Source organism: Aliiroseovarius sediminis, assembly GCF_022678485.1.
GTDB classification, from domain to species: domain Bacteria; phylum Pseudomonadota; class Alphaproteobacteria; order Rhodobacterales; family Rhodobacteraceae; genus Aliiroseovarius; species Aliiroseovarius sediminis.
The window spans coordinates 49,065-68,610 of sequence record NZ_JALBYP010000035.1; the positions used below are offsets into that span (position 1 = coordinate 49,065).

Below are 19,546 nucleotides of genomic sequence, written 5' to 3' on the forward strand. Positions count from 1 at the left end.
GATCATATGAAACACATGCTCAAAACCATCGCCATCGCAGCGGTGCTGACCCCGGCACTGGCCCACGCAGATGACGTGACCGACACGCTTGAAAGCGCTTTGAAGGCGTATCAGGAAGGTGACATTAACTACACTCTGGAAGAGCTTGAATATGCGAAACAACTGCTGAAAGCGATGAAAACGGCGGACCTTGCCAAGTTCCTACCCGAAGCGCCCGATGGCTGGACCCGCGAGGTCTCAACCGAGATGAGCGCGGGCCTTGCCATGATGGGCGGGGGATCGGGGGCCGAGGCGACGTATTCCGACGGAACCGACGAATTCAAGATCACCATAATGGCGAACAACCCGATGGTTGGCGCGTTGTCGGGCATGTTGTCCAATGCCGGGCTGATGGGGGCCAAGCTGGAACGTGTCGGACGGATGAAATACCTTAACCAGAATGGCGACTTGTCGGGCATCGTTGACGGGCGGATTCTGATAAAAGCCGAAGGGGCCGATGCCGCGGTGATGATCCCCGTGTTGGAAACCATCGACCACCGCGCGCTGGAAGATTTCGGGCGCTAAGCCCCAGCTAAAAGCGCCGCCACCATGTCGCTGTTTGGGTCGGCCAGCGGGGCGATCACATCGAAATGGTGGCGGTTGGGGGCAATGGTCAGTTCTGCCTCCGGCCAGCTCAGCGCCAGATCGCGGGCCTGATCCAGAAAGGCGGGGCGTTCGTCAGCCCCCACCCAGACGGACGTCGCAATGCCCGCGCGCTGATCTATCAGCGTGGGGCTTTCGGCCCGGGCTTCGGCTTCATCAAGGTTAAGTGTGTCGTTCATTGTAGTCTGAATCAGCGGTCGCAAATTGCCCAGCGGCGAGATTGGCATGATCCGCGCGATCCGATCGCGGCACGCAAGATCCACATCAAGGCAGTTCATTCGCGCCACCAAATGCCCGCCCGCCGAATGACCCGCCAGATATATCGGGCCGTCGACCTGCTCTGCCGCGGTGTCGATCGCCTTCGCGACCGCCCGGGTGATATCTAAAATTCGCGCGCTCGGGGCCAGCGGATAAGACGGTAATGCCACCGCGAATCCCTGCCCCACCGCGCCCGCGGCCAGATGCGTCCAATCGCGGCGCCCGAACGCCATCCAATAGCCACCATGGACGAACACGACCAGACCTTTCGCCATGCCGTCCGGCAGCACCAGGTCAAATGCATTCGCAGCATCTTCACCATAGGGTACGTCCAACCGAAGATTGTTGTGCGATCTGCGGAAATCACCCGCCATTTTCTGCCATTTCGCAGGGAAGTCAGGCCCATTCGGGATGAAATCCGCGTTCGCATAGGCTATGTCAAAATTCATGACTAATATCCTGTGATTGCGTCGGGCCAGTCCCGAACGACACATGAGCTATGGGAGAGCAAAATGGCCGCCAATGCAACCGAGCTTAAAGAGCTTCTGAAAGACCCGTCGCTGCTTGAGACCCGCGCCTATGTGAATGGCGAATGGATCGATGCTGAAGATGGCGCAACCTTCGACGTCAAAAACCCAGCGCGCGGCGACGTGATCGCCAAAGTGGCCGATCTGTCCCGCAAAGAGGTCGCGCGCGCCATCGAAGTGGCCGACAAAGCAGGCCGCGAATGGGCCAAGCGGACGGCGAAAGAGCGCGCCAACATCATGCGCAAATGGTTTAACCTGATGATGGAGAACCAAGGTGACCTTGCCACGATATTGACCGCCGAGATGGGCAAGCCACTGGCTGAAGCCACCGGAGAAATCGCCTATGGCGCCAGCTTCATCGAATGGTTTGGCGAAGAGGCCAAGCGCATCTATGGCGAAACCATCCCCGGCCACCAGCCAGACAAACGCCTGATGGTGATCCGTCAGCCGATTGGGGTTGTCGCCTCGATCACGCCGTGGAACTTCCCCAATGCGATGATCACCCGAAAATGCGGCCCGGCCGTGGCTGCGGGCTGTGGTTTCGTGGGCCGTCCGGCGGCGGAAACGCCGCTGTCTGCCACCGCTCTGGCCGTTCTGGCCGACCGCGCAGGCATTCCGGCGGGGGTGTTCAACATCGTGCCCAGCTCGCGCAGTTCGGACATCGGCAAAGAGTTCTGCGAGAACCCCTTGGTGCGCAAACTAACTTTCACCGGGTCCACCAATGTTGGCCGCATCCTGCTGCGTCAGGCCGCCGATCAAGTGCTGAAATGCTCGATGGAGCTGGGTGGCAACGCCCCCTTCATTGTGTTTGATGACGCCGACCTGGATGCCGCCGTCGAAGGCGCTATCGCCTGCAAATTCCGTAATAACGGCCAGACCTGCGTCTGCGCCAACCGGATCTATGTGCAGGAAGGCGTCTATGACGATTTCGCTGCACGCTTCGCCAAAGCCGTGTCCGCCCTGCCCGTCGGTGACGGCCTGAACGAAGGCATCGCCCTTGGCCCGCTGATCTCTGAGGACGCGGTTCAGAAGGTGCGCGAGCATATCGCGGATGCGACCGACAAAGGTGGCGAGATCATTTTGGGCGGCACGGAACATGAAAAGGGCGGGTTGTTCTTTGAACCCACGATCATCAAGAACGCTACGCGCGAAATGGATGTCGCCACGGACGAGACCTTCGGCCCCATGGCGCCCTTGTTCAAGTTCAAGGACGAGGACGACGTAATCGCACAAGCCAATGACACGATCTTTGGGTTGGCGTCTTACTTCTACGCCAACAACCTCAGCCGCGTTTACAAAGTGGCCGAGGCGCTGGAATACGGCATCGTCGGCGTGAACACCGGCATCATCTCGACCGAGACCGCGCCGTTTGGCGGCGTGAAGCAGTCGGGTCTTGGCCGCGAAGGTTCGCGCCACGGGATCGAGGATTTCCTTGAGATGAAATATATCTGCATGTCGGTCTAGTCATATCTACAGGATGGACAGGAAAACGGAGGGGCAACCCTCCGTTTTTGGTTAAACAGGGACAGCATCTCTTGTCATCAATGTGATCATTTCAACTTGATCTCTGTTATAGCCATAAGTGAAGTGGGTTGCGTGATCTTGGAACTTAAACAGATCCCGGGCTCCCATCTCACCCAGTATCGGATCCAGAAATCGGTTGCCGGTTTTGTATGGATCACCAAATGCGTCTAATACCTCGGTGCGCGAGAGGCGGAAGAGCGGTTCGAATTCAGAGTAACCACCAAACTTTTGAGAATACGCAAAAATAGTCGTTATCTTACCATCGGCAGCACATCTCAACTCAAGACCGTTGACTGGAAAAGTATAAACACGGTCCAAACAATAAGCAGGGTCCAGAGGCTCGAGCTGACGGGGCCAATGCTTGTATGGCTCAGTCTCCAGTAGTTTAGATGCATCTTTTCCCAGAAAGCTCTTTAACCGCTGTCTGCTCATTCTGAACGATCCGCTTTGTGTAGCTTCAATTAGCAGGCGAAGGTCCCGTCCGGCAATACACTTGACCCTTCCCCTCCCCCATCCTACTTTCCTATCGCTACCCCTGCCGGGGTGGCGACATTCTCAGGGCGGGGCGAAATTCCCCACCGGTGGTCACAGCCCACGAGCGGCCTTTTGCGAAAAAGGTGTCAGCAGACCCGGCGAAATTCCGGGGCCGACGGTTAAAGTCCGGATGGAAGAGGATGGTCTGAGGTGCGCGGCTGACGTGTGCCTTGTCCTTCTGCCTTGGGTCAACGCGTAAGGAAGAAAGGACACTGCGCAATGGCTCAACAACTGACATCGACCGCGCCTGTCAAGGCGGCTGGTCTTATGGTTCTGGCGGGCGCAAGCTTCGCGGTCGTGAACACCGCCCTGCAAGGGGCGACTATGAAAATGGGGGCGTCCGCGCCCTCGGTCACATTCTGGCAATATCTGATTGCATTGGGGTTTTACCTACCGTGGGTGGTTCGCCACCGAGCGGCAGCGATGAACACCGGGCAGATCTGGCTGCATATCCTGCGCGTGGCATTGGCCGCCGGGGGCGTGCAGCTTTGGACGCTGGGCTTGGCGCATGTGCCGATCTGGCAGGCCATTGCGCTGATCCTGCTATCACCCTTTTTTGTAACCTTTGGCGCGGGGCTGGTTTTGCGCGAAACTGTGTCCATCCACCGCTGGGGTGCGGTCGTTCTGGGCATCATCGGCGGCGCAGTAATCCTTGAGCCTTGGTCTGACCGGTTTCAGATTGCCGCCCTTTTGCCCGTTGGCGCTGCGGCACTTTGGGCCGCCAGCTCGGTCATCACAAAGTTTCTGACCCGCGCTGACGGGCCTGAGACAGTGACGATCTATCTTCTGGTCCTGCTTGGCCCATTGAATGCTGCGCTGGCGCTGGGGTCGGGCTTTGCGCTGCCGGCGGACGCGATCTGGCTGGTCGTGGGGGCTGGGCTTCTGACGGCGTTTGCCCAACACGTATTGGTGCGCGCCTATTCCCTGGCCGATGCGGCATACCTGCAACCTTTCGATCACTTGAAACTGGTGTTCAACGTGCTGCTGGGATTTGCGGTGTTCGGCTTTATGCCCACCGGGTCGATGTGGCTAGGCACGGCGATCATCCTTGCGGCCAGCTTTTATTTGCTGGAACAGGAACGTCGCCACCCCGCTTAAAAGCAAAAGGCGCGGAGGTACCCCCCCGCGCCCGACTTCTACATACGACTGATGGGCTGATTAGGCCTCGATCGTTTTGTGTTCCACGTCGTTCGATTTTGAAATCTCGATCCGGCGTGGTTTCAGGGCCTCGGGCACTTCGCGAACAAGGTCGATATGCAACATGCCGTGTTCGTGGGCCGCGCCGGTTACGCGCACATGATCGGCAAGATGGAACCGACGTTCGAACGCGCGGGTAGCAATGCCACGATGCAGATAGGTCCGCTCTTCCTCGTCCGCCTTTCTGGCCGAGATGATCAGCGCGTTTTCACGAACCTCTACCGACAATTCGTCATCCGTAAAGCCCGCCACGGCGACCGAGATACGCCAGCCGTCTTCTGCTGTCTTCTCGATGTTATAGGGCGGATAGGTTTCGCGGCTCACGTCATTTGTCAGCACACGATCCATAAGATCGGCAACCTGATCGAAGCCAACGGTGGCCCGGTATAGGGGCGTTAGGTCAAAGTTACGCATTATGTCCTCCTAAAAGCGACAATGGTTGGGCCTTCCCTTTGTTGGGACAGGCAATTGAGCGGGCCCGGCCATCCGGCACCCGCAGCATAGATTTAAGACGGAATTTCAGCCCTTCAAGGGGTCAGGGGCGCAGGAATTTTGCGCCACCCGGCCCCGCGGCACCGGTGCCAAAGGTGCTGACCGGCGGGCGTGACACCGTCTGCGACCGCGTGAACACGCCGTCGCCATCGGCCAGCATTTTCAAAAGCTCGGCCAGTGGCGTTTCCAGGTTCGTGCCCAGCGACACTGGAATATCACGTACCATCGCCTTGGCCGATATGACCGATACAATCGCAGGTGTTCCGTCCTGCACCACGAAAACAGGCGCGCCGGATGATCCGAAGTCAACCGAGCAGCTCATCACCAGCGCGCCGCTTTGGCGGGCCAGAACCTTGCACATTTCCTGCAATGCCGGGCTATCAGCACGATCACGAGCATAGGAGACGACACCCACCTCGGCGCCCTTGCGCGGGCGCGAATGAACCGCGAACGGCCTGACCGAGTTCTTACGGATCGGTTGGTCCAGCTCAAGCACCGCAAGATCGTTCACAACCCGGGCCGCCTTGTCGTTGCCCGCAAATTCGAAACCGGGATGCACGACGGCGCGCCGCACCCCGCGATAGGCAGAGGCCCGGCCATTTCGCCACCCGGCCAGAAATTGGATATCTTCGGGCCGGACACGTTCGCGGGTGGTCTTGTCGAACATGCAATGCCCAGCGGTCAGCACCAGATTGTCGGCAATCAATGCCCCCGTGCACAACCCGCCCGCGCCGATATTCAGCCGCCCGACACCTTCCCAGCCGCGACTTTCGTCACTGGTCATCAGCGTCCGAAGGGGGGACGGGTCCGAAGCGACCAAGGGGCTGGCAAGCCCCAATGCCACCACCATCAATGCAATTAGCTTCTTCATGTTTCTGCCTCTGGCGGGACGTTTCAGGCGCCCTCTGACCATATGTCTACGGCGAAAACAGTCGTAAGAGAAAGGAAAAACTAGCACGATCAGCCCAATTTACGCGGCTGTGGCCCGCCGGTGGCCCAGTCCAGCAACTCGACTGTGTGGACCACAGGAACGCCGGTGCCGGACCCAATTTGCATCATGCAACCGATATTACCAGCGGCGATGATCTCGGGCGTCTTGGCTTCCAGATTGGCGACCTTGCGGCGTTTCAGCTCTTGCGAGATCGCGGGTTGCATCAGGTTATAAGTCCCGGCAGAGCCACAGCACAGATGCGCATCGACGGGTTCGACGATCTCGAACCCTGCCCGTTTCAGCAAGGTCTGGGGTTGGGTTTTAACCTGCTGACCGTGTTGCAGACTACAGGCGGAATGATAAGCGACCCGCGCATTCATCTGCGCTTCGGGCAGGTCGAGTTTCATCAAAAGCTCGCTGACATCCATGGCCAGCGCAGACACTGTGGCAGCGTCTTCGGCCAGCGCATCGTTGCGGAACATGTGCCCGTAATCCTTGACCGTCGTGCCACAGCCCGAGGTGTTGATCACGATTGCGTCCAGCCCGTCGCCTCGTTGTTCTGCCATCCATGCGTCGATGTTGGCGGCGGCCTGCGCGTGGCTGTCGTCGACTTTGCCCATGTGATGGGTCAACGCGCCACAACAGCCCATGCCCTTCGCCACGACAACCTCACAGCCCAGACGTGTCAGCAGGCGGATGGTGGCGTCGTTGATATCCGTATCCAGCGCCTTTTGCGCGCAACCCGTCAACAGCGCCACCCGCATCTTGCGCTCGCCCTTGGCCGGGAAGGTCTGCGGGGTGTCGTTCGAACTGGGACGCGGCAGCTTTGGTGGTGCCATTTCCAGCATCGCCTTCAGACGCGGGTCGGGCATGAACCGGCGCAAAGGTCGCCCCAGCCGCGCGGCCTGCATCGCCAGCCGGAACCGGCCCGGATAGGGGATGATCTGCGCCAGCATCCAACGCAGCATCCGGTCAAACAGCGGGCGTTTATAGGTCTGTTCGATATGCGCGCGGGCGTGGTCGACCAAATGCATGTAGTGCACCCCCGATGGGCAAGTCGTCATACAAGCAAGGCAGGACAGGCATTTGTCCACATGCTCGACCGTTTTTTTGTCGGCGGGGCGTCCGGCCTCCAGCATATCCTTGATCAGATAGATGCGACCGCGCGGGCTGTCCAACTCGTCGCCCAGCACTTGATAGGTTGGGCAAGTCGCGGTGCAGAACCCGCAATGCACGCAGGACCGCAGGATTTCATTGGCGCGCTTGATCGCGGGATCTTTCAACTGCTCGTCTGTGAAATGCGTTTGCATGTCAGGCTCCCATCAGGCCGGGGTTCAGGATGCCGCGCGGATCGAATTTTGCGCGCAGGCCGCGGGTCAGCGCCGCGATGGGGCCGGGTTCTGGCTGGAACACCGGCACCGAGGCGCGCGTTTCCGCGCTGGCCCGCATCAATGTGGCGTGGCCGCCGATATGGCTCAGATCGTCGCGGATCATCTGGGCGCCTGCATCGCCTTCGTCGGCCACGCGCAGCCAGACCAGCCCACCGCCCCAGTCGTAAATTGCGTCTGGCGCCAAAGCGCCCAGCTCTCGGACAAGCGTTGGCCCATCGGACGGTTTCACCGAAATGCGCCAGACCGCGCCATCTTTTCCGGCAAAAGGTGTGACGTCGCGCAGGTCGGACCAGAGGGTTGCGGACGCCGCGCCCTTGACCATATCGAAACCTTGAAGCACGCCGTCCCGCAGAGCTTTGGCACGATAGGACACCGATTGTTCCAAGCCTTCAAGCCGCACCGTCGTCTGCCCGTTCATCTGCGCAGCCCCGGTTACATCGAACGGCGACCCCAGCGCTGCGGCCATCGACGTCACAGCGGTTTCCGCCGATTGTCCGTCGCAGATCAACGTGGCCTCGGTTTCAGGAATGGCGAGCACCTTCAGGCTGACCTCGGTCAACATGCCCAACGTGCCCCAGCTTCCGGTCATCAGCTTCACCAGATCATAGCCGGTCACGTTTTTCATCACCCGCCCGCCGTTTTTTAGGACCCGCCCCTGCCCGTCCACGAAACGGACGCCAAGGCAGAAATCACGGGCCGCCCCAACTTGGATGCGGCGCGGGCCAGAGGCATTGGTTGCGATCACCCCGCCGATGGTCGACCTCCCCTTGGTGCCCAAAAGTGCGCGCAAGTCGCCCGGTTCAAACGCGAGCCGCTGACCTTCGCCCGCCAGCAGTTCTTCGATCTCGGTCAGCGGTGTCCCGGCGCGCGCCACTAGAGTCAGCGCGCCGGGTTCATAGAGGGTGACCCCAGTCAGGCCGCGTGTCGAAAGGTCCGCACCATCAACCGGCGCGCCGATATCGCGGGTGCCTCCGCCCCGGATGCGCAGAGGGGCGTTCGCGGCGGCAATCACCTCGGCCAACTCTGCTTCTGTTGTCGGGGTCATGACGCGCGCCTTGTTTCCGTGGACGCCAAGGGGAACACCTTGGCCGGGTTCAAAAGCCAGTTCGGGTCGAACACGTCTTTCACCGCCAGTTGTATCTCCAAATCACTTTGATTGTATTGTGAAGCCATCAAGTCCCTTTTTTCTACTCCCACGCCGTGTTCCCCGGTCAGGCATCCACCGACCTCGACACAAAGCTTCAGAATGTCGGCGCCGAAGGCCTCGCATTTCTCGAGATCGCCGGGCTTGTTGGCATCAAACAGGATCAGCGGGTGCATGTTACCATCGCCCGCGTGAAAGACGTTGCCCACGTCCAGGCCATATTCCTTCGACATCTCGTCAATGCGCCGAAGCACCAAGGGCAGTTCAGACACCGGAATTGTCCCGTCCAAGCACATGTAGTCGTTGATTTGCCCCATCGCGCCAAATGCCGATTTGCGGCCCAGCCAGATCTTCGCGCTTTCCTCGGCCGATGTGCTTTCACGCAGTTCCACCGGATTGTGGGTGCGCGCGATCTTGACGATGCGCGACAGTTGGTCGTCGATTTCTGCGTCCGAGCCTTCGACCTCGATGATCAACAGCGCCTCGCAATCGGGGTATCCTGCGCCCGCAAAGGCTTCGGTCGCGCGGATGCAGGGGCGGTCCATAAATTCGATCGCCACAGGCAGGATGCCGGATTTGATGATGTCCGAGACACAGGCACCCGCGACCTCGTTTGAATCAAAGCCGATCAGCACTGGCCGCGCGCCTTCAGGTTTGGCAAGGATGCGCAAAGTTGCCTCGGTCACGATGCCCAACTGGCCTTCGGACCCACAGATCAGCCCCAACAGGTCCAACCCGCCCGCGTCCAGATGCGCGCCGCCGATTTCCAGAACCTCGCCGTCGGCCATGACCATGGTCACGCCCATCAGGTTGTTGGTGGTAACACCGTATTTCAGGCAATGCGCCCCACCCGAATTCATCGCGATGTTGCCCGCAATCGCGCAGGCTAGTTGAGAGGACGGGTCGGGCGCATAGAAGAACCCTTCTTCCTCGACAGCGCCTGTGACCGACAAATTGGTGCGCCCCGACTGCACGCGGATGATCCGGTTGGCATAATCCGTTTCCAGCACCGCGTTCAGCCGGGCCACGCCAAGGATCACGCTGTCTGCCGTGGGCAATGCGCCACCTGCCAGCGATGTGCCTGCCCCGCGCGGCACAACCGGCACGCTTTCTTCATGGCAAATGCGCATGACGGCAGCGACCTCGGCGGTCGACGTCGGCAGAACGGCGCAGAGCGGTGGACATTTGTATGCGGTCAGCGCGTCACATTCGTAAGCGCGCGTCTGGATCGGGTCATGCACCACCGCCCCCTCTGGCAACACCGATTGCAGGCGCTTCACGATCTGATCCTTGCGCGCGAGGATCGCGGGATCGGGGGTCGGCATCTGCATAGCGTGTCTCCTTTGCTCGGCATGAGACAAGAATGGAAGTCCCCACGTCTTTTCGCAAGTGAAAGGCGCGGGGGCGGGGCGTAGATTAGCTGCGCGACCTATCGACCCCGCGCCGCGCGCCCCCGCGCCCTTCGATCAGCCAGGCCCCGATCAGCGACAACGCAGCAAGCGCCAGCATCAGCCAAGGCGGCGCCAGCGGAATAACCCGGATCGCCTGCGTTATATAGGCGTTGCGCGGCGTGTATCCAACCCAGCCACGCCCGTGAGCTACCTGCCCGACGCGCACCGGGCGCAGACCGGGCACGCCGTCTTCGATCCGTTTGACAGTGCCCCCGGTCGCGTTGCCAACAGGGGCAAGCGGGGCAGCATCGGCGACCGGCTGTTCAAATTCGCGCAACGCAGCCAATCCGCGGACCACGACGGTCGTCAATTCGCCCTGATCGACACGATAGAGCCCTTGTTCGGCGGCCTCCACATCCGCGACAAAGACGCCGGGCGCCTGTTCGGTCAGGGCCAAATCGGCCTGCGTCCCATCGGGCGCGGTCATGGTAACGTCAGGCAAGCTGTCGGCCATCGTGCGCCGGGTGATCTGCAACCCCGTGTCGGTGGCGGTGGCGGTCAGGGCTTCTTCCTCAAGCTCGGGTTCGCGCATCAACCAGTGGGCCAGACGGCGCAGCAGCTCAAGTTGGGGCCCACCGCCCTGATAGCCGCGGGCCCACAGCCACGCGTGATCAGATCCCAGAAGCGCGACGCGCCCCTCACCAGCCCGGTCCACGATCAAAAGCGCTCCGTCATCGGGGCCGGTCAGGATCGTGTGGCCGCCGGTTGGTTCCATCTCGACCCGGCGCAGCCACGGGCCCCAGCCGTCTTCGGGGGCAAAATCGGCCAGATCGCGCGTGATTGGGTGGCGGGCACCGGCGTCGTTGATAGCGGGGCGAAACGCGTCCTCGACCAGCCGACCGGTCGGGAAAGCGGGCAGGATGCCCGACAGGGCGGATCGCGCGATGCTTTCCGCCCCGCCCAGCGATGGCCCAGCCGCGATCAGAATTGCGCCGCCCCGTTCGACATAGGATCGCACGCTTTCCAGATAGCCGCCGGGCAGGATACCGCGCAGGCGGTAGCGGTCGAAGATAATCAGATCAAATTCGTCGATCTTGTCGACGAACAACTCCTGCGTCGGGAAGGCGATCAGGCTCAGTTCATGCACCGGCACGCCGTCCTGCTTATCAGGTGGGCGCAGAATGGTGAAATGTACAAGGTCCACTGCCCCGTCAGATTTCAGCAGGTTGCGCCAGGTCCGGGTGCCGGGATGCGGCGTACCCGACACCAAGAGCACCCGAAGCCGATCGCGCACACCGTTGATTTCGATCACGGCGGCGTTGTTGCGGTCGGTCAATTCGCCCTCGGTCGTGGGCAGGGTCACATGGATCAGATTGCGCCCGGCATGGGTCAGCGTGATGGGCAGTACAAGTTCGGCCCCGATCCGCGCTATAACAGGTTCGGGCGTGCCGCCATCGCGCGACACCAGCAATTCGACAGGCCCTTCGACCGGGGGCGTGGCGCCCAGCGCATCGACCCGAAGGCGAATTTCGGTCGGCTCGTCCAGAATGGCGAAGGCTGGGGCTTGGGTGACGGACAGGCGCAAGTCCCAATCCGCCGCACGGCCCGTCAGCAAGGTCTGGAACGGCGCAGGCAGATCGGGTGCCAGTCCCGCGTCATGCACCACACCGTCTGTGACCGCGACCACCCCCGCCACGCGGTCGCGCGGCAGGTCGGCCAGGGCGGCCGAGATGGCCTGCATCAGATAAGTGCCGTCCGGCGTTGCGGGGCGGGCGAATTCGGACAGCGTGCGTTCGGTCAGCTCCAACCCCGTGCGGGCGGCGACCTGAGCGCGCAAGACCTCAAGCGCCGCGGCATTCTGGGCGGCGCGGTCGGACAGGTCTTGCGAGGCGCTGTCATCCACCATCACCAGCAGGATATCGGACAGGGGGGATCGGTCTTCTTGTTGCAGGGATGGACCCGCAAGAGCCACCAGCACCGCCAGCGCGGCCACACCCCGCAGCGCCCAGCCCGTCAGCCCGCGCCAGATCGCGACGATCAGCGCCACAAGGGCCAGCACCGCCAGCGCTCCGATCACCGGCCACGCAAGCCCGGGTGAAAATATGACGTCGGCGGCAGTCATTCCCCCAACCTTTCCAAAAGCGCAGGCACGTGCACTTGGTCGGATTTGTAGTTGCCCGTCAGAACATGCATCACAAGGTTGATGCCAAAGCGCACCGCCATTTCGCGCTGTCGTTCACCCGCCTGCCCCCGCCCCACGGGAAACATCGGCGCGCCGTCGGAGCGGATGGCCCAGGCACCGGCCCAGTCATTGCCGCCGATGATGACCGGGCTGACCCCATCGTTCAGGTTGCGAAACGGCATGCCTTCGGCGCGTTCGGCGTTTGGGGGGGCAGCCTCGACCCACGCAGGGCCACGGGCGCGACCGGGAAATGCCTCAAGCAGATAGAAGGCGCGGGTCAGCACATGGTCGTGCGGCACCGGTTCCAGCGGTGGCAGACCCAGCGGCAGGGCGATTGAGCGCAAGCGGCGGGTCGCGGTGCTTTCGCCACCGAACCCGGCGTCGCGGGTGTCAAACAGGATGAAACCACCAGCGGCCAGATAGGATTTCAGCCGGCCGTAAGCCTCGGGGCTGGGTTGTGTGCTGCGGTCGGTCACAGGCCAATACAGAAACGGGTAAAGCGCCAGATCGTCGCTTTCCAGATCAAGCCCAACGGGTGGCGCCGGCTCGACCGAGGTGCGCGCAAACAGCTGGTCAGACAAGCCCAGAAGCCCAGCCTTCGCGACATCGTCGGTGGCGGCGTCTCCGCTCAGGACATGGGCCAGCGTCACGGTGCTCGCAGCGTCAATCGCACGGCTGGTCGCATCGGTTGACTGTGCCCGCGCGTCAGGCGCATGGGCAACCAGCACTGCGACGGCCACTATCCCGGCACTGATCGCCCGTTTGGTGGATCGCCGCCACAGACGGCCCGAGACCCACAAGCTGGCAAACACGTCCAGCGCGCCAAGGATCAGCGCGGCGGCCAGAAGATAGGGTGCCAGAGGACGAGCCGCGCCCATCTCGTCCCAAGTTGGCGTAATCCGGGCGGGCCATACCGCGGGCGACATCTGCGCATCCGGACCCAACGTATTGACCGCCAGCACGCGGTCATCGTCGACATACAGGCCCGGTGGCACCTCGGCCCGCGCGCCTTCCAGAAGCTGGGGCCCATCGACCCCTACCTGCGCGCCGCCCGGTCCAAGCTGGCCGAACGCATCCAGCAGCCGGTCAGCCTGCCACTGCGTGCCTTCAAGCGCCTGCGCCTTGATCTGTCCGGGTCGGGTCGAGACCGCGAGCCGCTCGAGCATTTGAACAAACAAACCCGACAGCGCCAGCGACGACCATTCCGCATTGGCCGAGATATGAAACAGCACCACCTGCCCGTCACCCAGCGCCTTGCGGGTCACAAGCGGCGTCCCATCGGCCAGCGACGCGATGGTGCGGTCCGCTAGATCGGGGCCCGGTTCAGCCAGGATTTGGGCGCGGACAAACACGTCTTCGGGCACCGACAGCCCGAAAAAGGGCGAGGTTTCGGGAAACGGTGCCAGCGCGCGGGGGGCGCCCCAGCTCATCGCGCCGCCAACCACCCGACCGCCTGACCGCAGGGGCACGGGCAACAGGATATCCTCGACCCCGCGTCCGGTATCCGCTGCGGCCAGCCGGGGCCCGGCAAAGCGCAGCAAAAGCCCGCCCTCGGCGACCCAGGCGGCCAGTGCCTTCTGATCAGCCTCGGCAAGGCTGGACACGTCAGGCAGGATCACCACCTCGGGCCCCGCGTCGACCAGGATCGGGATGGCGTCATCCTCGATCACCTCGGCGGACGGAACCAGCGCCTCGCGCAGATAATGCAGGGGGGACAGAAGCTCCAGCCCCTCGCGCGATTGGGTGCCGGTCAAAAGCGCAACGCGGCGGCGGCGCAGGCTGTCGTCAGCCAATGTCACCGCGCCCGATGCACGATGATCGGTCAGTTGAAATCGGGTGATGCGGTTGCGCAGCTCGGGCGGCAAGGTCATCTGCGCCTTGGCGCGCGTGGAGCCAGCCGTGAAGGTCACTGGGGCCGAGGCCAGCACCCGTTCCACTCCGGTCGGATCGGGGCCGATACCCTGCACTGATAGCGTGGCCCCCTGCCCCGATACGCTGCGCAGGGCTTCGACGACCAACGCGCCGTCCTGCGGGGTCGCAGGCAAAAGACCGTATCGAGGCGCGGTGGGCTGTAAGACCTCGACCTTACCCTTGGCTTCGAACGCGGCCAAAAGATCGGCGCGTCCGTCGCGGGTCAGACCATCCGACAGCCAGACAGTATCAGCGCCCTCTACATTCGCGGCCCAACTGGGCGCGACCCCGTATGGCGCATCCCAAGACACCGGGGCCAATCCGGGCAAACGTGCACGCCAATCCCGGGCGCTGAGCCATTGCGGCACAGGCGTGTCGTCCTTTGTCACCTGGTGCGACAGAACCACCGCAACGGTGCGCCCAGCCTGTGCGGCTTGGTCCAAGTGCCCCTTGATCGCATTTATACGCTGGGGCCAATCAGATGCCGCTGGCCAATGGGCATCGACGAAAATCAGAAGCGGACCACGCCCCGGTTGGCGGGTGTCAGGGTTCAGGACCGGCCCCGCGAACCCAAGGATCAGCGCCGCAACCGCCAGCAAGCGCAACAAAAGCAACCACCACGGTGTCCGGTCGCTTTGCGCATCACGATCTTCCAACCCCAACAGCAGCGTGACCGCGGGGAACCGCCGCCGGATCGGCGCAGGTGGCACCGCGCGCAAAAGCCACCACAGAACCGGCAGCGCGGCCAGAGCGGCCAGCAGCCACGGGGTCGTGAAGGCAAGGGGCAGGCCAAACATCACCTGTGTCCTTCAATCGCGTGGTAAAGCCACAAAAGCGCGGCGCTGTCGGCGTCGCCCGTGTGGTGGGTGTGAAACTGCCAACCCGTCTGGCGCGCAAGGTCAGACAGTTCAGCTTTGCGGGCGGCCAGTCGGGCCAGATAACGGTCGCGCAACTCGTGCGCCTCAAGCGTGTCGTGTTCCAGGCTGCCGGTCATGTCCTCGAAAATCATGCGTCCGTGGAAGGGAAAGCCCTCTTCCACCGGGTCGAGGATTTGAAACAATACACCGGTGACACCGCGATCGGCGGCGCGGGTGACAGCACGGCGAACGGGTTGGGTATCGCCCAGAAAGTCCGACAGGAACACCGCGCGGGAACGGGCGGGAAGTTCTGCAAAATCGGCATCGGGTGGCGACTGCAGGGCCCCGGCCAAGCGCGACAGGGCAAGCTCTCCGCGACCGGCGGGCGCGGGGCTGGTGGCAAGCCCGACCCGTTCGCCCCCCCTGACCAGAAGCACGGCCAGCGCCATCGCGATCAACCGCGCCACATCACCCTTGCGAGGCAGATCAGCCGATGAGCAAAAGTCCATCGAGGCCGCAGGCTCCACCCAAAACAACACGCTTTGCGCCGCTTGCCATTCCTTTTCCTGAACATAGTGGTGGTCAGATCGGGCCGAGCGGCGCCAGTCGATCCGGTGAGCGGGATCACCGGGCTGGGCGGGACGAAATTGCCAGAACGCATCCCCCTGCCCCGGTTTGCGTCGCCCATGTTCGCCCAACTCGACACTGGCCGCCAAATGCCGGGCGCGTGCCAGAAGGGGCGGCAGCCGCTGGGCCAACCCCTCGGCACGGCTGCGCAATGTCGGATCGGGGGTCACGCGGCGGCCTGCGTGCGCGTGGTCTGATCAACCACCGCGTCGATCACATCGGCAAGATGATGCCCCCCGGCACGTGCGCCATAGCTTAGCGCCATACGGTGGCTGAGAACCGGGCGGGCAAGCGCGCGCACGTCGTCGATGCCCGGCGCCAGCCGCCCATCAATCAGCGCGCGCGCGCGTGTCAAAAGCATGAGGGCCTGAGCCGCCCGCGACCCCGGCCCCCAACTGACGGTTTCGCGCACGATTTGCGCAGCACTGTCATCATCGGGCCGACAGGCGCGCACCAGGTCAAGGATCGCATCAACCACGTTTTCACCAACCGGCATCCGGCGCAAAAGCTTCTGCGCGGCGACAAGTTCCGCTGCTGAAAAGACCGGTTCGGCCTGTGCGTCCTCGGTGCCTGTGGTGGCCAGCAAAATATCACGCTCGGCATCGCGGTCGGGATAGCCCACATCGACCTGCAACAGGAAACGGTCCAACTGCGCCTCGGGCAGCGGATAGGTGCCTTCCTGCTCCAATGGGTTTTGCGTGGCGAGGACATGGAAGGGGGCGGCCAGTTCATGGGTCTGACCCACGACCGACACCTGATGTTCCTGCATCGCCTGAAGCAGCGCCGATTGGGTGCGCGGGCTGGCGCGGTTGATCTCGTCTGCCAACAGAAGCTGACAGAAGATCGGGCCTTTCAGGAACCGAAACGAGCGTGTCCCTTCGGCGCTTTCCTCCAGCACTTCAGCGCCAAGAATATCTGAAGGCATCAGGTCGGGCGTGAACTGTATGCGCCCCTCGTGCAGGCCCATCACTGTGGACAGCGTTTCCACCAGCCGCGTCTTGCCCAGCCCCGGCAGCCCGATCAAAAGCGCGTGTCCACCAGCCAGAAGCGCAGACAGCGTCAGGTCAACCACCTGTTCCTGCCCGATAATCCGACGCGCAATCACCGACTTTGCGCGCGAAAGCGTATCGCCCAGCGCCTCTATCTCGTTCACAAGGGGGTCGTTGGTCATGGAAAAATCTCCGCAGCACTATTACATTTCATTAAACGGCAAACGCATCGGGGGAACAAATGACAAAAGCGGCAAGTGACGGAAAATCGCCGGAAAAAGACGCCACCGGCAAGAACATGACCGAGGCATTGGCCGATGCAGCCCGCAAGGCGGGGAAAAAAGGTCCGCCGCCCGTGCATCTGTGGAACCCCGAATTCAGCGGCGATCTGGACATGCGGATCGCGCGGGATGGGACTTGGTTTTACCTTGGCACCCCCATCGGGCGGCACGAGTTGGTGAAGCTGTTTTCTTCCATCATTCGCAAGGACGGCGACGACTATTTCCTTGTCACACCGGTCGAAAAGGTGGGAATCACCGTGGACGACGCGCCCTTCGTCGCCGTCGACTTCGAGGCGTCAGGCAAGGGCCGCAACCAAGTGCTGACCTTCACCACCAATGTGGGCGATGAAACCGTGGCGGGGCCGGATGCACCCATCCGCATCGAGCGCGACCCTGAAACCGGCGAGCCGTCACCCTATGTGCTGGTGCGCGTCAATCTTGAGGCTCTGATCGACCGCAAAAGCTTCTATCGTCTGATCGATCTTGGTGCGCATGAAGAACACGAAGGCGATCAGTGGTTCGGACTGTGGTCCAGCGGCGTCTTTTTCCCGATTATCCCATCGAAGGAATTGAAGGTCTGACAATATACCTCGCCCCGCCCGCGCTCTTGGGCTAGGACACCGGCATGAGCAGCTTGAACAATCTTGAAATTTTCCTTGTCGCCCCGCCGGGCTTGGAACCCGTGCTGGCGGATGAGGCTCGCGCCGCAGGTTTCGCCACCCCCACTGCCGGCCCCGGTGGTGTTACAACTCATGGCGGCTGGGACGAAGTCTGGCGCGCCAACCTGACCCTGCGCGGGGCCACACGTGTGCTTGTGCGGCTGGGCAGCTTTCGGGCGTTTCACTTGGCGCAGTTGGACAAACGGGCACGGAAGTTTCCGTGGGGCGATTTCCTGCGCCCCGATACACCAGTCAGGGTCGAGGCCGTGTGCAAACGGTCAAAGATCTATCACCACAAGGCCGCCGCCCAACGGATTGAAACCGCGATCAGGGAAGAGCTGGGCGCGCTCGTGTCAAAAGACGCAGCGCTGGTTCTAAAGGTGCGGATCGACGACAATCTGGTGACGATCAGCCTCGATAGCTCGGGCGAGAGCCTGCACAAACGGGGCTACAAGACGGCCACCGGCAAGGCCCCGATGCGCGAGACTTTGGCGGCCCTGTTTCTGAAGGCCGCGGGTTATGACGGACGCGAGGCAGTTTTGGACCCGATGTGCGGGTCGGGCACCTTTCTGATCGAGGCGGCCGAGATGTCAGTGGGTTTGCTGCCCGGTCGCGCCCGCGACTTTGCGTTTCAGCAACTGGCCAGCTTTGATGCCAATGCCTTCGCGAAAATGAAAGCGGCGGCTAAGGTCGATGTCACGTCCAGCACGCCCCGCTTTTTCGGGTCTGACCGCAATGCCGGCGCGATTGCCAACAGCCAACAGAATGCCGAAGCCGCCGGGGTCGCCCTGCTGACCGTTTTTACAGAAGCCACGATCAGTGACCTGCAACGCCCAGACACGCGCCCCGGTTTGGTGATTGTAAACCCGCCATATGGCGGCCGAATCGGCAATAAGAAATTGCTTTTCGCGCTCTATGGCACATTGGGTAAAGTGCTGGCCGAACGGTTCGCGGGGTGGCGCGTGGCAATCATCACCAGCGATGGCGGGCTTGCCAAGGCGACCGGTCTGCCCTTTTTGCCGCCCGGACCTCCGGTTGATCATGGCGGCACCAAGGTCAAGCTCTACCAGACCGACACGTTACCATGACCTAAGAAAGCCGGGGTTTTTCCCGGCTTCTCATTAGCGTGGCCTAGATCTGAGCTGTTCAAAATCCCCACTTCGCAGCAAGATCGGTGAAAAACCCCTTTGATGACTTCAACGCCACCCAGTTGTTTACATAGTTGATCCAAACCTGATCGTTTTGCGGCAACATCATCGCAATCGGCGTTGGCGCGCGGGGCGTTTCCACTGGAATTTCTGTGACTTGCGGGAATTTCTCTTTCAATGTTGCGCCTTCGATGTTCGACGTGATGAAGACATCTGCGCGTCCCGCTATCACCTCTTGATAGCCACGCGCCGGGGCTTCGACGACCTTGATATCTGCATCGGGGAACCATTCACGGACCATCATCTCGAACGACGTGCCAAGCGTTGTTGATACCTTCACCTCGGGTTTGTTAATGGTGTCCCAGCCATCGTAATTCGCGGACTTGTCAGACGTCGTGAACGGCAGGATCTGAACCGCGATGTAGGGGTCTGAGTAGCCCGCGACCTTCATGCGCGACGGCGAGATAGAGGCCGACCCGGTCATGTGATACTTGCCCGCGACGATCCCGTTCACCAGCGTTTTCCAGTCCGTCGGGACGAATTCAACCTCGACCTCAAGATCTTTGGCAAGCTCGGTCATGACGTCGATGTCATAGCCACGATAGTTATCGGTCGCGGGGTCTTTCATGGTCATCGGGTTCCAGTCGCCCGTGGTGCCAACCTTCAGGACCCCGCCAGAAAGAATATCGTTGAGCGCCGACTGGGCCTGCGCCCCGCTAGCCAGCATCGTGATTGCCAGAAGCCCGGCTCCCAGAGTTCGCAGAAAATTCATCGCACGCGTGTCCTTTTTGGTGGTTATCAAGTTTGGAGCATGTCCATATACAGTAGATACCTTACGAGGCCGGGCAGCACTTGGATGTG

At 61.9% G+C, this 19,546-nt stretch carries 17 protein-coding genes and 1 riboswitch; of the genes, 5 read left to right on the top strand and 12 right to left on the bottom strand.

Annotation, left to right across the window (positions count from 1 at the left end):
- Positions 1–6: 6 nt before the first annotated feature.
- Positions 7–564, top strand: a complete 558-nt coding sequence (locus tag MN186_RS11740; RefSeq protein WP_338024993.1) for a hypothetical protein — start codon at positions 7–9, stop codon at positions 562–564.
- Here the strand turns inward: MN186_RS11740 and MN186_RS11745 are convergent.
- Positions 561–1,349: an alpha/beta hydrolase gene (locus MN186_RS11745; protein WP_242114555.1), complete on the bottom strand. Its 789-nt coding sequence runs from the start codon at positions 1,347–1,349 to the stop codon at positions 561–563. The genes MN186_RS11740 and MN186_RS11745 overlap by 4 nt on opposite strands.
- 63 nt (positions 1,350–1,412) lie before the next feature.
- Between MN186_RS11745 and MN186_RS11750 the strand changes: the two genes are divergently transcribed.
- On the top strand, positions 1,413–2,891 hold the full coding sequence (locus MN186_RS11750; protein ID WP_242114556.1) for an NAD-dependent succinate-semialdehyde dehydrogenase: 1,479 nt from the start codon (positions 1,413–1,415) through the stop codon (positions 2,889–2,891).
- 51 nt (positions 2,892–2,942) lie between these two features.
- On the opposite strand, the gene MN186_RS11755 is transcribed toward MN186_RS11750, so the two are convergent.
- Positions 2,943–3,383 carry a hypothetical protein gene (locus MN186_RS11755; RefSeq protein WP_242114557.1) on the bottom strand — a complete coding sequence of 147 codons (441 nt, stop codon included), beginning with the start codon at positions 3,381–3,383 and terminating at the stop codon, positions 2,943–2,945.
- A gap of 115 nt (positions 3,384–3,498) precedes the next feature.
- A riboswitch (FMN riboswitch) is annotated at positions 3,499–3,631 on the top strand.
- 73 nt (positions 3,632–3,704) lie between these two features.
- Here MN186_RS11755 and MN186_RS11760 point away from each other — a divergent pair.
- Positions 3,705–4,583, top strand: a complete 879-nt coding sequence (locus MN186_RS11760) for a DMT family transporter (RefSeq protein WP_242114558.1) — start codon at positions 3,705–3,707, stop codon at positions 4,581–4,583.
- 60 nt (positions 4,584–4,643) lie between these two features.
- Here the strand turns inward: MN186_RS11760 and MN186_RS11765 are convergent, their stop codons facing one another.
- From MN186_RS11765 to MN186_RS11805, 9 genes are all read right to left on the bottom strand, one after another.
- Entirely contained in the window at positions 4,644–5,096 is a 453-nt protein-coding gene (locus MN186_RS11765) for an Hsp20 family protein (RefSeq protein WP_242114559.1), read from the bottom strand.
- A gap of 121 nt (positions 5,097–5,217) precedes the next feature.
- A complete protein-coding gene (locus tag MN186_RS11770) occupies positions 5,218–6,045 on the bottom strand; it encodes a trypsin-like serine peptidase (protein WP_242114560.1) in 828 nt (275 codons plus the stop codon).
- Between the two features lie 89 nt (positions 6,046–6,134).
- Positions 6,135–7,415: a glycolate oxidase subunit GlcF gene (gene glcF / locus MN186_RS11775; protein WP_242114561.1), complete on the bottom strand. Its 1,281-nt coding sequence runs from the start codon at positions 7,413–7,415 to the stop codon at positions 6,135–6,137.
- Position 7,416: 1 nt separating this feature from the next.
- Complete coding sequence (glcE, locus tag MN186_RS11780; protein WP_242114562.1) at positions 7,417–8,541, bottom strand: glycolate oxidase subunit GlcE; 1,125 nt, start codon at positions 8,539–8,541, stop codon at positions 7,417–7,419.
- The gene (locus tag MN186_RS11785) at positions 8,538–9,971 is read right to left on the bottom strand and encodes an FAD-linked oxidase C-terminal domain-containing protein (RefSeq protein WP_242114563.1); all 1,434 of its coding nucleotides are present in this window, start codon (positions 9,969–9,971) and stop codon (positions 8,538–8,540) included. The genes glcE and MN186_RS11785 overlap by 4 nt, the downstream gene beginning before the upstream one ends.
- An 85-nt stretch (positions 9,972–10,056) precedes the next feature.
- Complete coding sequence (locus MN186_RS11790; protein WP_242114564.1) at positions 10,057–12,153, bottom strand: hypothetical protein; 2,097 nt, start codon at positions 12,151–12,153, stop codon at positions 10,057–10,059.
- Positions 12,150–14,921: a DUF4159 domain-containing protein gene (locus MN186_RS11795; protein ID WP_242114565.1), complete on the bottom strand. Its 2,772-nt coding sequence runs from the start codon at positions 14,919–14,921 to the stop codon at positions 12,150–12,152. The genes MN186_RS11790 and MN186_RS11795 overlap by 4 nt, the downstream gene beginning before the upstream one ends.
- The gene (locus tag MN186_RS11800; protein ID WP_242114566.1) at positions 14,921–15,778 is read right to left on the bottom strand and encodes a DUF58 domain-containing protein; all 858 of its coding nucleotides are present in this window, start codon (positions 15,776–15,778) and stop codon (positions 14,921–14,923) included. Before MN186_RS11800 ends, MN186_RS11795 begins: the two co-directional genes overlap by 1 nt.
- Positions 15,775–16,779: an AAA family ATPase gene (locus MN186_RS11805; protein ID WP_242114567.1), complete on the bottom strand. Its 1,005-nt coding sequence runs from the start codon at positions 16,777–16,779 to the stop codon at positions 15,775–15,777. Before MN186_RS11805 ends, MN186_RS11800 begins: the two co-directional genes overlap by 4 nt.
- A gap of 116 nt (positions 16,780–16,895) precedes the next feature.
- Here MN186_RS11805 and MN186_RS11810 point away from each other — a divergent pair, with 116 nt between their 5' ends.
- Together MN186_RS11810 and MN186_RS11815 are read left to right on the top strand one after the other, a co-directional pair.
- Positions 16,896–17,459 carry a DUF1285 domain-containing protein gene (locus MN186_RS11810; RefSeq protein ID WP_242114973.1) on the top strand — a complete coding sequence of 188 codons (564 nt, stop codon included), beginning with the start codon at positions 16,896–16,898 and terminating at the stop codon, positions 17,457–17,459.
- A gap of 44 nt (positions 17,460–17,503) precedes the next feature.
- Positions 17,504–18,625, top strand: a complete 1,122-nt coding sequence (locus MN186_RS11815) for a THUMP domain-containing class I SAM-dependent RNA methyltransferase (RefSeq protein WP_242114568.1) — start codon at positions 17,504–17,506, stop codon at positions 18,623–18,625.
- A gap of 58 nt (positions 18,626–18,683) precedes the next feature.
- Here the strand turns inward: MN186_RS11815 and MN186_RS11820 are convergent, their stop codons facing one another.
- A complete protein-coding gene (locus MN186_RS11820; protein ID WP_420838931.1) occupies positions 18,684–19,457 on the bottom strand; it encodes a transporter substrate-binding domain-containing protein in 774 nt (257 codons plus the stop codon).
- Between the last annotated feature and the right edge of the window lie 89 nt (positions 19,458–19,546).

What these genes read in the sequence shown, in the direction of transcription:
- MN186_RS11770 (WP_242114560.1), bottom strand. Translation starts at nt 6,045, where the DNA reads ATGAAGAAGCTAATTGCATTGATGGTGGTGGCATTGGGGCTTGCCAGC.
- glcF (WP_242114561.1), bottom strand. Translation starts at nt 7,415, where the DNA reads ATGCAAACGCATTTCACAGACGAGCAGTTGAAAGATCCCGCGATCAAG.
- MN186_RS11810 (WP_242114973.1), top strand. Translation starts at nt 16,896, where the DNA reads ATGACCGAGGCATTGGCCGATGCAGCCCGCAAGGCGGGGAAAAAAGGT.
- MN186_RS11760 (WP_242114558.1), top strand. Translation starts at nt 3,705, where the DNA reads ATGGCTCAACAACTGACATCGACCGCGCCTGTCAAGGCGGCTGGTCTT.
- MN186_RS11740 (WP_338024993.1), top strand. Translation starts at nt 7, where the DNA reads ATGAAACACATGCTCAAAACCATCGCCATCGCAGCGGTGCTGACCCCG.
- MN186_RS11750 (WP_242114556.1), top strand. Translation starts at nt 1,413, where the DNA reads ATGGCCGCCAATGCAACCGAGCTTAAAGAGCTTCTGAAAGACCCGTCG.
- MN186_RS11745 (WP_242114555.1), bottom strand. Translation starts at nt 1,349, where the DNA reads ATGAATTTTGACATAGCCTATGCGAACGCGGATTTCATCCCGAATGGG.
- MN186_RS11765 (WP_242114559.1), bottom strand. Translation starts at nt 5,096, where the DNA reads ATGCGTAACTTTGACCTAACGCCCCTATACCGGGCCACCGTTGGCTTC.
- MN186_RS11815 (WP_242114568.1), top strand. Translation starts at nt 17,504, where the DNA reads ATGAGCAGCTTGAACAATCTTGAAATTTTCCTTGTCGCCCCGCCGGGC.
- MN186_RS11785 (WP_242114563.1), bottom strand. Translation starts at nt 9,971, where the DNA reads ATGCAGATGCCGACCCCCGATCCCGCGATCCTCGCGCGCAAGGATCAG.
- glcE (WP_242114562.1), bottom strand. Translation starts at nt 8,541, where the DNA reads ATGACCCCGACAACAGAAGCAGAGTTGGCCGAGGTGATTGCCGCCGCG.
- MN186_RS11795 (WP_242114565.1), bottom strand. Translation starts at nt 14,921, where the DNA reads ATGTTTGGCCTGCCCCTTGCCTTCACGACCCCGTGGCTGCTGGCCGCT.
- MN186_RS11755 (WP_242114557.1), bottom strand. Translation starts at nt 3,383, where the DNA reads ATGAGCAGACAGCGGTTAAAGAGCTTTCTGGGAAAAGATGCATCTAAA.
- MN186_RS11805 (WP_242114567.1), bottom strand. Translation starts at nt 16,779, where the DNA reads ATGACCAACGACCCCCTTGTGAACGAGATAGAGGCGCTGGGCGATACG.
- MN186_RS11820 (WP_420838931.1), bottom strand. Translation starts at nt 19,457, where the DNA reads ATGAATTTTCTGCGAACTCTGGGAGCCGGGCTTCTGGCAATCACGATG.
- MN186_RS11790 (WP_242114564.1), bottom strand. Translation starts at nt 12,153, where the DNA reads ATGACTGCCGCCGACGTCATATTTTCACCCGGGCTTGCGTGGCCGGTG.